The 10,640-nt window shown below is 57.3% G+C and carries 10 protein-coding genes and 1 pseudogene; 6 read left to right on the top strand and 5 right to left on the bottom strand.

Annotation, left to right across the window (positions count from 1 at the left end; genetic code table 11):
* From ABN482_RS13690 to ABN482_RS13710, 5 genes and pseudogenes are all read right to left on the bottom strand, one after another.
* A pseudogene (locus ABN482_RS13690) lies at nt 1-1,119 on the bottom strand (ATP-binding protein); the annotation flags it as partial.
* Nucleotides 1,120-1,180: 61 nt separating this feature from the next.
* On the bottom strand, nt 1,181-1,828 hold the full coding sequence (locus tag ABN482_RS13695; RefSeq protein ID WP_349504505.1) for a response regulator: 648 nt from the start codon (nt 1,826-1,828) through the stop codon (nt 1,181-1,183).
* 21 nt (nt 1,829-1,849) lie between these two features.
* Nucleotides 1,850-5,167, bottom strand: a complete 3,318-nt coding sequence (locus ABN482_RS13700; RefSeq protein ID WP_349504506.1) for a hybrid sensor histidine kinase/response regulator — start codon at nt 5,165-5,167, stop codon at nt 1,850-1,852.
* Between the two features lie 46 nt (nt 5,168-5,213).
* Nucleotides 5,214-5,423 carry a hypothetical protein gene (locus ABN482_RS13705; RefSeq protein WP_349504507.1) on the bottom strand — a complete coding sequence of 70 codons (210 nt, stop codon included), beginning with the start codon at nt 5,421-5,423 and terminating at the stop codon, nt 5,214-5,216.
* 131 nt (nt 5,424-5,554) lie between these two features.
* Complete coding sequence (locus ABN482_RS13710; protein WP_349504508.1) at nt 5,555-6,253, bottom strand: response regulator; 699 nt, start codon at nt 6,251-6,253, stop codon at nt 5,555-5,557.
* Between the two features lie 204 nt (nt 6,254-6,457).
* On the opposite strand from ABN482_RS13710, the gene ABN482_RS13715 reads away from it, so the two are divergent.
* The 6 genes from ABN482_RS13715 to ABN482_RS13740 form a co-directional block, all read left to right on the top strand.
* A complete protein-coding gene (locus ABN482_RS13715; RefSeq protein ID WP_349504509.1) occupies nt 6,458-6,781 on the top strand; it encodes a hypothetical protein in 324 nt (107 codons plus the stop codon).
* Nucleotides 6,782-6,882: 101 nt separating this feature from the next.
* Nucleotides 6,883-8,199, top strand: a complete 1,317-nt coding sequence (locus ABN482_RS13720; protein ID WP_349504510.1) for an amino acid permease — start codon at nt 6,883-6,885, stop codon at nt 8,197-8,199.
* A gap of 166 nt (nt 8,200-8,365) precedes the next feature.
* Nucleotides 8,366-8,773, top strand: coding sequence for a hypothetical protein (locus ABN482_RS13725; protein ID WP_349504511.1), 408 nt, complete (start codon nt 8,366-8,368; stop codon nt 8,771-8,773).
* 56 nt (nt 8,774-8,829) lie between these two features.
* Nucleotides 8,830-9,363 (top strand): fimbrial protein, encoded by a 534-nt coding sequence (locus ABN482_RS13730; protein ID WP_349504512.1) that lies wholly within the window; start codon nt 8,830-8,832, stop codon nt 9,361-9,363.
* A gap of 229 nt (nt 9,364-9,592) precedes the next feature.
* Nucleotides 9,593-10,135: a fimbrial protein gene (locus ABN482_RS13735; RefSeq protein WP_349504513.1), complete on the top strand. Its 543-nt coding sequence runs from the start codon at nt 9,593-9,595 to the stop codon at nt 10,133-10,135.
* 20 nt (nt 10,136-10,155) lie between these two features.
* The coding region (locus ABN482_RS13740; protein ID WP_349504514.1) for a fimbrial biogenesis chaperone at nt 10,156-10,640 on the top strand (485 nt) is incomplete at its 3' end.

Here is a 10,640-nt window from a genome sequence, read left to right on the forward strand (position 1 = left end):
AACGCCGCTGTTGCGGTCGATCAGGCACAGGCCTACCGGGGCGGCATCGACGATGGTCCGGGTCAGGCGCTCGCTATCCTGCAGCGCGGCATATTGCGCCAGTGCGGGCTGAAGCAGCCTGCGACGGATCTGGTGCATGATGAGCGCGACGAGCAGGCAAAGCATGAGTACAGTCGCCAAGACCGGATAGAGCGGAATATGGCCGAGTTCGAAAATGACGCTGATCGGTACGGAATACACCAATCGCCAGCCACCCTCACCGATTGCCTTGCTCAGGACCAGATGGGAGGGCAGTCCGTTGTCCCAGGCGTAGTAAAAACTGTCCTGCGGTATTTCCTTGTGGCTGTACCACTCGGGATCGAGGATCTCTCCCTCATGCAGCACGATGTGTTGCAACGGCGTCAGCAGCACATAGTTTTGTGGGTGCCGGCTGTTGTCACGCCAGCGGATCGCGGCTTCGATGTCATTGACCTCCAGTCCGACCCAGCCGGCTTCCGGATCCGACGTATCCAGAGGGGTGTAGAGGAACAGGCGCGATATGTCGTCGCCAGGTGGTCGTAGCCAGAAAAGAGGGGCGTAGCCATCTGGACGCGCGGCACTGGAGCGCGTGGCCAGAAACTCGGCGATCCAGGCCTGCACCCCGGATGGGATATAGTGTTCCGCCCCGGTGACATAGCGGGTCAGGCCGGTCATGGTCGAGGTATGCAGGATATTGACCTGTTGCAGGTCGAGGAGCTGGCGGTCGCGTGCCGTCACCAGCAGATACCAGAATGGTGCCCCGTCCGAGGGCTCGGTCACGGGGACGACTTCCAGTTGCGTTGTCCCGTTGCGGGGTGTGGGCATGACCGGTGGAGAGGCTTTCCTGGCGGGCAGCATGGCAGCCGTGACCGAACGCAGTTGCGCTTCCCTGCGATCAAAGAAAAACTGTGCATCATAGGCCGAGGCATTCATGTCCCGGCGATAGGTCGAGACCTCTTTGTTGAAGGCCGTGTAGAGATAGAGTGCGCCTCCCGCGAGGATACAGCCCACCAGTGCCAGTGCCAGGATATGCAGCAGCAGATGTGGGATGCGTGGCGGGGTACGCAGCGTGTCGGAGGGGGCGCGGTGATGAGCCTTCATGGCTTTCATGATAGAGGCCAGCCTCCGCGTCATGTTTGGGAAGGTTCTGAAAAATCGGTGTTCAGTCCAGCAGTCGATGGCGTGCGCAAAAGACAATCAGTTCCTGGTCATTGGACACATGAAGCTTGCGCATGGCAGATCGCTTCTGGTTGCTGATGGTCTTGATGCTGCGGTTCAGATCGTAAGCAATGTCCTTGGGAGACTGGCCGCTGATGAAACGGCGCAATACCTCGATTTCCTTGCGGGACAGGGCCGAGGCAAGCTGGATGTCAGCAGGTTGCTGATGCAGGGTCTGCGGTGCCATCAGGCTGGGATGCAGAAACTGGCGTCCCATGCGCAGGGCTTCCAGCGCAATCTTGAGTGTGTCGGGAGGATCGCTCTTCAATACGACGCCGCTGGCTCCTGCCTTGTAGAGCGAGGCAATCACCAGCGGGTTGCTCATCATGGTCACGACCAGGATCTGGGTCTGTGGAAAATGATTGGCAATATAGGAAATCAGGCCCAGACCGTCGTTGTGGCGTGTGTCGCCCGGCATCGACAGGTCTGTAATCGCGACATCAGGTTTTTCCTGGATGATGCACTCGATCAGCTCGGTAGGGGTGGTGACACATGCCGTGATGTCGAAACGAATGTCGTTGGCGAAGAAATCGCGGATCCCCGCCAGGACGAGGGGGTGGTCATCTGCAAAAACCAGTCGCAGTTTCTTCATGGCGTTCAGCCCGGGTGAGGATCAGGTTGGCAAGTGTTCATTGATCACCGTTTTCAGGTCGATTGCAATGCGCAGCAGCGAGGCTTCCAGCTCGGGTGTGAGCGTGCCGGCACGCAGTGCGTCTTCGGCATTGTGAACCCGTTTTGCAAAATGTTGTTGGCGCATGCTCAACAGGGCACCATGCATGCGGTGCAGTGCCTGCTGGATGCGCTGCGTCTTCAGGCTGCCAACAGCTTCCAGCAGTGCATTGGCATCGTCTGTCATGGATTGGCGGAAAAGCTCGCGGTGTTTGGCGGGAATCCTGTCCAGCTCGCTGATGGCATCCGTGGTGTCGGTGTCATTGCTGGCTGTAGCCTTCTCCGGTACGAGGTGGATTGTGGCATCAGGCACACGCTGCGCCGATGCCTTGTGCGGTGCCAGCGTGTAGAGGCTATGGTACAGCGTATCCAGGTTGATCGGCTTGACGATCCATGCATTCATGCCAGCCTGCCTGCAGCGGTTTTCTTCTTCACGCATGGCATTGGCCGTGACGCCGATGATGGGTACATCAGTGCCGGTCTTGCGCAGGGCCGCTGTCAGTTCGTAGCCGTTCATCCGGGGCATATTGACATCGGTCAGCACGACGTCATAGGACGCTGCCGCCCAGCGTTGCAGCGCTTCCGCACCATCGCCCGTGATGGTCACCGTGCAGCCAAGCAACTCCAGCTGGTCCCTGAGGGTCGCCTGATTGATCGGATTGTCTTCCGCCACCAGTACCTGCAGGCCAAGCTCGCGATAGGAAAGGTTATTCTGCTTGTTTTCCGGCGCGCCGTCCGGGTGACGAAGGTAGCGCAATATGCCTCGTGCAATATCATCGGCACCACAGCCGTCCAGGCGCGCGTCGGCCTGATCCGGCTCAGGGCCTGCGGTCGTGCCTGCCAGAATGTACCGGCCGGGCCAGTCCGCCGGGCGGGCAGGCTGGGAAACCAGCACATCGATCAGCAAGGTATTGGCTGAGGCATTTGTCGTTTCCGGCATATCGGCCGGCAGGATGGCTTCGGCCTGTGCGCCCCAGGTTCGGAACCAGAGGCACAGGTTGCGGCTCAGTTCGGCATGCGCGCTGCGCACTCGCAGATCCAGCCCGCCCAGATCCGGTGCTTCGGGACGTTGCGGACACGTGGCGGTTTCCAGCGTGACGCGCAGGGCAAAGCTGCTGCCCAGACCCAGTTCACTGGTGACCTGGATATCACCTCCCATGAGATGGGCCAGATTGCTGGAAATGGAAAGTCCCAGTCCTGTGCCTTGCGAGGTATGGTTCTGTGATGCCACCTGGTAGAACGGTGTGAACAGACGCAACTGGTCTTCCGCACTGATGCCGGGGCCACTGTCGACGACCTGGAAGACGAGTTCCACTCTGTTATCCGGCTGGGATTGCGATCGCAGGCGGGCAACCACCTGGCCGGAGAGGGTGAACTTGATGGCGTTGCTGAGGAAGTTGTAGATAATCTGGCGAATTCGCGTTGAGTCGCCCTGCACGCAATCCGGTACGGTGGGTTCTATGCAGGCAAATATCTGCAAGCCTTTCTGGCGAGCCATGCCCGAGAAGCCATCCACGCAATTCTGCACCAGGCGACCCGGGCAGAATGATTCCGTGTTCAGGGACATCTGGTCTGCTTCGATTTTGGTGAGATCCAGGATGTCGCTGATCAACTGCATCAGAATGGCCGAAGATTGCTGGAGACGTTGCAGATGCTGGCGTTGAGCAGGTGTCAATTGCGTCATCGAGAGCAGCTCCATGGTCCCCAGGATGCCATACAGCGGTGTACGAATTTCATGGCTCATGGCCGCCAGGAAGCGTGTTTTCGCGCTGTTGGCACTGACGGCTTCGGACTTGGCCTGGCTGAGGGCCTTTTCGTATTGTGCCCGCACGCTGACATCGGCAAATGCGCAGAGCAGGGCCGGCTGTCGATGATATCGCGTGGGGGCGTAGGCGATCTGCAGCGTTTTGTCATGATGATGCAGGTTGTCGCGGCTGCCCATCGTGTCTGCATTCAACAGGTCTGGTGGCAGCAGGCCTGGGGGCAGGTGCCGCGTTCCGTCATCGGTGTCGAGTATATCCAGCCACTGTTGTGCCAGTGTGTTGGCGAACAGGACGCTGCCATCGTCTCGCGACAGGATGCACAGCGCCACAGGTGCTGTATCGAGGAGTGTCCGGCCGAATGCCTCGCTTTCGTGGAGCGCCTGATGTGACTGCTGGATGGGCTGCACGATGCGGCGGTTGTACCAGCGGGCATAGACACCGCCTCCCAGCGTACACAGCACCAGCAGTGCCAGAGCCGTCAGTGGCAGCCATGGATTGGCGCTGAAAAGCGTACCGTAATGCACCTTGTAGAGTCCGAGCCATGTTCCGCTGCTGTCCGTGAAGCCGAAGACGACACCGGACAGGGTCAGATCGGTACCTGCTTCCGGCTGGGGCGGCGGCAGTCCGTCGCTCCCTGACAACTGTGCGTTGTCATGCAACAGCCAGAATCCATCGTGCAGCGGTGATGCAGAGATGTGGGCAAACAGATTGGTGCGGGACAGGTTGAAAACCGTCGCCGCATGCAACTGCACTTTGTCGCCGGCGCTGCGTACCGGCCAGATGCCCGAAGGGAGCGAGGCGCTGCTGTAGCCGATTATGCTGCCAGGCAGGTCCGGGATGCTCAGCCAGCGGACGCCCTGTTCGGACGAAGAGCTGGCGGTGGCACTGTCTTGCGAGGCTTTGCGGATTGTCGACACAGTGAGCAGCAGTTCCTGCGGGGACAGTGTCGGCTGTCCGGCAATGGTCTCGTCGGCAGGTACGGCAAGACTCAGGTCCGTGTCGTTATCGATCAGCAGTGTCGTGGCACCCGGGAAATATGATCGTGACCAGTAGGCTGCGTAGAAATCCGACAGGAAGTCCCCGATGGCGTGCAGGGCCACGCTGTTGGCAGGGCTGTCTGCCCGTACCGGGCAGGTCGATTTTTCCGTGCACAGGATGGCATAGGGAATATCGGCAATCGATGGGCGGACCTGATAAAGATAGGGATGGTCGTCATTGATGGACGACTGGTTGGCAGGCTCTGGCGGTACGGCTGTCGGACGGCTTGGCAACGTCTCATTGCGCTGCTGCAGCGTATTCAGGTAACGCTCCTGAGAGTGCAGATAGGTGGCCAGGGCGAAAAAATCGAGTTCGGCCTTTTCTCGGGCCTGGTCGAGGATGCGCTGCATTCCCCAGAACAGGGCGACAGTCAGCAGGATCGCCAGAGGCAGCCCAACGAATATGGCAATATGCAGCCACCGGAATGAGCGCGATATCTTTCGAAAGGAAGCAGGAGGCATGGAGATCCTGGACCAGGGGCGACGTTGCATCATATTCATTAATGCCTTAGCTGTGTTGTCCGGGTTTTCCTGGGCAACTGGCCTGTTCACTGGTGGTCATGTGTTGCTTCCATTGACGGGTCAACGCTCTGCGCTGCTTTGGTGAGGACAGCAGGAATTCGTTCATCATGCCAATGAACTCATCCTGCCCTGTCGTTCCCAGATGGGCAAACTGAAGCAATATTCCTTGAACGGTTCCCTTTTCTGCCTTGCTCACTGCTTTTTGCTCCACATGGCCGGTTTTCTTTACTTGGTCAGAAATGCCGGCCGGGTTTGGCTGAAAGTAAAAAAAGTGTAAAGAAGCAAAGGAAATTTCACAATCGGATCAGTTCTAAATTTCAAAGTACATCAATTTCCATCACTCTTGTTGTCCTGTTCGTCGGGCAGTTGCGCGTCTGTATTGCCACTGCCCATGATGAGACCACTTTCGTAGGCAAACTTGAACAGGTCGGCATCCCGCTGTATGCCAAGCTTGCGCATGGCGCTGTTCTTTTGCGTGCTGACAGTCTGCTTGGTCCGGTTGACCTGCTGGGCGATTTCATTGATCGAAGCCCCTCCTACGTAGAGCCGGACAACTTCTGTCTCGCGACGAGACAGTTTCTGTCGTTCGGTCGTGGCAGCGGGGGCTGCGCCTGCACCCGCCGCACGAAGGCTGGGCGACAGATAGCTGGCACCTGCATGTACCGCATGAATGGCGGCAATCAGATGGTCGATTTCATCGGCCTTGCTCAACACTGCCTTGATGCCCAGATCCAGCATGGCAGTCACCATGGCCAGGTTGTCCACCGTGGTAAAGACGATGATTTTCAGGGCCGGATAGCGGCGTTGCAGAAATGCCAGCATGCCCAGTCCATCTCCGACGCTGCCGCCCGGCATGACGTAGTCGGTGACCAGGATGTCGCATGACTGACGGGTCAGGAGGTCAATGACCTCGGTCGAATTGTGGGCCGTGCCCACGATATCGAGAGTACGCAAGGCAGACAGCTCGTGCTGCATGCCGGCAATCAGGACTGGATGATCGTCTGCCAGGATGATTTTGATGGCCATGAGGCAACTCCGTTGTGTACCCGACCAGGGGGGCTGAGCGACTCGGTACTGTATCCCGGTCATGTTAGACAAAAGTTAGTACCTGTCTGTATGGATATCAATTATTATTAGGACAAGTTCGAAATTTGTCGGCAAGACAAGACAGTCACAGAGGGACTGGCTGCTCCGGATGGGCCGGTGCAGACATGTCGCAGGAGAAGCGCTATGAAAAAAATTGGCTCCGCACTCGTTCTGGCTGCCATGATGGGATTGGGCACGCAAGTCGCTGCCTCAGGGCTTCCCAGCAAGGTTGATCGAGGGATCATCCGTTTCCAGGGACAAATTGTCGAGGGCGCAACCTGCCGCCCGCAGGTCAGCAACCGTGCGGCAGTGCTGCAGGTGTCTGCGGCCTGTTCGGATCAGCGCGTCATGCAGCGTGCGCCCGGACGTCAGGCTGGTGATGAAGTCATGATCGATGTGCGTGATATTCCGGCCCGTGATGGGCGCCAGGATGTACGTCGCCAACTCGTCACCCTGACATACCGCTAAGCTTCCTGTCCTGATCCGTATTGGCCTGTCGCCCCGCCGGGGGCCTATGGCTATACTGAATCATGGCGGACATTCTACATATCACTCGAAGAGAGGCTGGCTTGCCTGTCGTTCTGGGACCGACCCAGATGGCAGGCGTCGCCTTTGGCACGGTCATCAGCTATGGGCTGATTTCGGGCGGGGTCTTGCCCCTGGTGCTGGCTGGGCCCGTCGCAGTGCTGGGCTATGTGGCGGCAGCATGTGTGGTCTTGCTGCTGATGCATTGCCTGATCGACATGACTGTCGTCCATCCTGTGCCAAGCGCCTTTGGTGCTTATGCTGAGGCCTATCTGGGGCCGCACACGGGTGTTGTCGTGCGCGTTGCCTATCTCCTGGCTGTCGTCTGCATCGTGGGCACGGAAGTTGCCTTGCTCGAACCGCTCTTTGGTTTCTGGCTGGCACCTCTGCCAGGCTGGATTGTTGTCGTGCTGCTGCTGGCGGGATTGGGCGCAATCAACGGCCTGGGGGCCAGGGCGTCTGCCCGCTTTGGGCTGGCGCTGGTTGTGCTGAAGGTCGTTGCACTGGTCGTGCTGGTCGCCTTGGCCGCTTACCAGGCCTTGATTGCCGACGGTGTGGGCATGGAAGCCGGTGAGTCCGCCTGGAAAGACATCTGGACAAATACACCTCTGTCTTCCCTGTGGCAGGTTTCTATCGTGGCAACACTGGGTTTCATCGGTATCGAAACCATGGCAGTGGCGGCCGCCGAAACAACGGTTCCTGCATCGGCACTGCGCCGATACATGCGTTGGGCGACCGGGGGGCTGCTGGTACTGACGCTGTGTGCCGTGGCAGCTTCAGCCTGGTTCCAGATGCATTATTTCGTGCCGTTCAATGTGCCGCCTTTCGTCTATCTGATGGGTCTGACTGGCTGGACTGCAGTCGGTACGGTGTTCAATGTGTTGATGCTGCTGACGGTTGTGTCTGTACTCAACAGTCAGATATATGTCGGATCCCGTCAACTGTTTGGCCTGGCCAGGGCCGGCCGGGCCCCGGCTGTGCTGTTGCAGCCACGGTCACGAGTGAGCAGTGGCAGTGCAGTGTGTACGGCCTTGCTGTCCATTCTGATCTATCTGGCATATGGTTTTTTCCCGACGCAGGTATATATCATGGCAACTTCAATCGCTGTGACGGCATTGCTTGCTGTATGGGGATCGATATTTGCTGCGCATATCGGATTTCGGCGGCAGGCTGGTGGCAGATCCTGGCAAGGTATGGTGGGCGGATTGCTGGTGCTCGTAATTGCAGTCTCGACGCTCGAAATTGATGTATTCGATATGGCCCTGCTGATTGGTACGCCTTTTATCCTGCTGATTTTTCTGGTCGAGTGGCTGTATAGCCGGTTTTTTTGTCAAACTGAAATGCAAATAAATGACAATTAATGGGAGGCGTTTAGTACAAGTACGAGTTGGTGAGTTTTTGTGTGGGTTGTTTCGTTTTTGTTCTATATATCCCGCCAGGTGAAGGTCCTAATATACGTTCACGCTCGATTTGTGGAGCGCAAGGCGTAAAAACCTGATCGTGAAATTAACATACCGAGTGATTTGAATGAGCAAGCTGGGAATCTGGGTGGATTTTCAACAGAAAATCGTTTGCACTGAATTGCGTCGCCAGGATCTTATCTCGTTTTCCGAGTGGGCCTACGATGCAAGCGACTGTGCTCAGCGATTTTCCAGGACTTCTTATCTGGGTTACCGCATTTGGGCAGTGCCGTGCATGAGGCTGATGCGCAAGCATCCGTCGCTGTCGCGAGCCCTGGCTGTCGTCGTCCGTTGGATGGTGGCGGACATCAAGCATGAGCGAGGTGTCAGCAGCCAGTCCCATTGGATGGGCAGGGTGGTGCGCCGGGGTATTTTCTGGCCTGCCAACCGGCTGATCGGACATGCTGCTTCCCTCGCTGTGCCCACAGGGCAGTCGAAAGGCGACAGCGATTGCGCATTCGTACTCAAAAGTTGATTTTTCGAATCCACTTCACTTCATCAACTCCTGTATTTAGGATAGGTTCAAATATCATGAAAAAGACTCTTGCCAATGTTCTGGTTCTCGCTGGTTTTGCCGCCATCGCCGGCACGGCTGCTGCCGACAGCGGCAATATCTCCTTCCAGGGCGAAATCACGCAATCGGCCTGCTCGATTGGTGGTGGCCAGCAAGGCGCCAACATGGTTGTGCCGATGGGCAGCATCTCGACCAACATGTTCAATGGCGTGGGCTCGAAGGCCGGTGACGGTACCGACTTCACCATCGCTCTGCTGGGCTGCGACACCGACGTGTCGGAAAATGCCTCGATCTCGTTCCGTCCCGGTGCTGGCAGCGTGATCAACAACCGCCTGCTGAGCCTGGAAAACGGCAGCGGCGCGACCGGTGTGGGCGTGGCTCTGGTGGCCGAAGACGGTACCGCGATCAACGTGGGTGGCACGGCGACGAGCTACACGCTGGTCAAGGGTACCAACAACTTCAACTTCAAGGCTTACTACGAAGCCACCGCAGAAACCATCAAGGCAGGTAAGGCCAATGCCCGTGCTGTCTTCGAGGTGACTTACTCCTAAGCAGTACAGGCTGGGTGTTCAGTCCCAGCCTGCAGAGGCCGGCGAGTGTGCCGGCCATCTGACAGGGCCGCGCATGCGCGGCCTTTCCAAAACAAAGAAGTGCGCCATCACCGCTCCACGACTGGCCGCACGGGAATAATCCAGAAATCTTAAGGCTGCACCTGCTGCGAAGCATCAGGCGGGCTTGTTCGCGCCTGTTCTGCGCGTTCATCACATAGTCACGATACCGATGAAATCCATATCGAAATTTATCTTCCGGGCGATTGCCTTTTGTCTGGCTGCCAGCGCAGCCCATGCTCAGACTGCAACCCTGAATATTTCTGGCCGTATTACCAATACGCCATGCACGATTTCTGTGGGTAATGTCACGATGGGTGATGTGCCGATCAGTGAGTTTGCAACGAATTTCTGGGCACCTGAGAAATATACAAAGAACTTCAGTGTCACCCTGGGGGGATGCGAGCTGAGCACCTTGAACACGGCATCGCTCAAGTTTACAGGCACGACGGCTGGCGATAATACGACACTGGCGCTGAAAACCGGTACGGGAGCCGCGCAGGGATTTGGTGTTTCGATATTCACAAATGACATGTCGCATCTCGGCGCAAAATATCAGGTACGCGTCGATGGTGGTGCGTCTTATCCCTTCAATATTTCCACTGGAAAGAAAACCTTTGATTTTCAAGCCAGTTATGTAAAGCTGTCTTCCTCTGGTGTACTCAAGCCAGGTACTGCGAATGCCACGGCAACGATTACTTTGACTTATTCCTGATTGATTTGGAGGTATGACTCATGACTACGTTCCAAAATACGACCTCTTCTGCATGTGTCGCTGTCGCTTGCCTGCTGATGGCTGGTACGGCCCAGGCTGCCGTTCAGTTGTCCAGCACCCGTGCGATCATGAATGAAACGGATCGGAATGTCTCCGTGTATGCCCGCAATATGTCGGCCGAGCCGTTTGTAGTGCAGGCCTGGATCGATGGCGATGATGAAGAAATGGAAACTCCGTTCTTCATTTCACCGCCGCTGAGCCGGTTCGACGGGAATGCCGAGCGTAGCCTGAACATCACACGCGTGGGTGAGGATGACATGCCCAAGGATCGGGAATCCTATTACTGGATCAACGTACTGGAAATTCCGCAGAAAACGGATAGTGATGAAAACAGTCTGATGCTCGCCACGCGTACGCGGATCAAGCTGTTCTATCGTCCGAATGATATTCAGAAACTGCCGCGCGGTGCCGAACTGCTCAAGTGGTCGATGGTGCGTGACGGTGG

It is taken from the genome of Corticimicrobacter sp. (assembly GCF_040137905.1).
In the GTDB taxonomy this organism is placed as follows: Bacteria; Pseudomonadota; Gammaproteobacteria; order Burkholderiales; family Burkholderiaceae_B; genus Corticimicrobacter.

Bases quoted from the DNA above. Each gene is read 5' to 3' on its own strand.
- ABN482_RS13695 (WP_349504505.1), bottom strand. From the start codon at position 1,828: ATGAAGAAACTGCGACTGGTTTTTGCAGATGACCACCCCCTCGTCCTG.
- ABN482_RS13700 (WP_349504506.1), bottom strand. From the start codon at position 5,167: ATGCCTCCTGCTTCCTTTCGAAAGATATCGCGCTCATTCCGGTGGCTG.
- ABN482_RS13710 (WP_349504508.1), bottom strand. From the start codon at position 6,253: ATGGCCATCAAAATCATCCTGGCAGACGATCATCCAGTCCTGATTGCC.
- ABN482_RS13715 (WP_349504509.1), top strand. From the start codon at position 6,458: ATGAAAAAAATTGGCTCCGCACTCGTTCTGGCTGCCATGATGGGATTG.
- ABN482_RS13725 (WP_349504511.1), top strand. From the start codon at position 8,366: ATGAGCAAGCTGGGAATCTGGGTGGATTTTCAACAGAAAATCGTTTGC.
- ABN482_RS13730 (WP_349504512.1), top strand. From the start codon at position 8,830: ATGAAAAAGACTCTTGCCAATGTTCTGGTTCTCGCTGGTTTTGCCGCC.
- ABN482_RS13735 (WP_349504513.1), top strand. From the start codon at position 9,593: ATGAAATCCATATCGAAATTTATCTTCCGGGCGATTGCCTTTTGTCTG.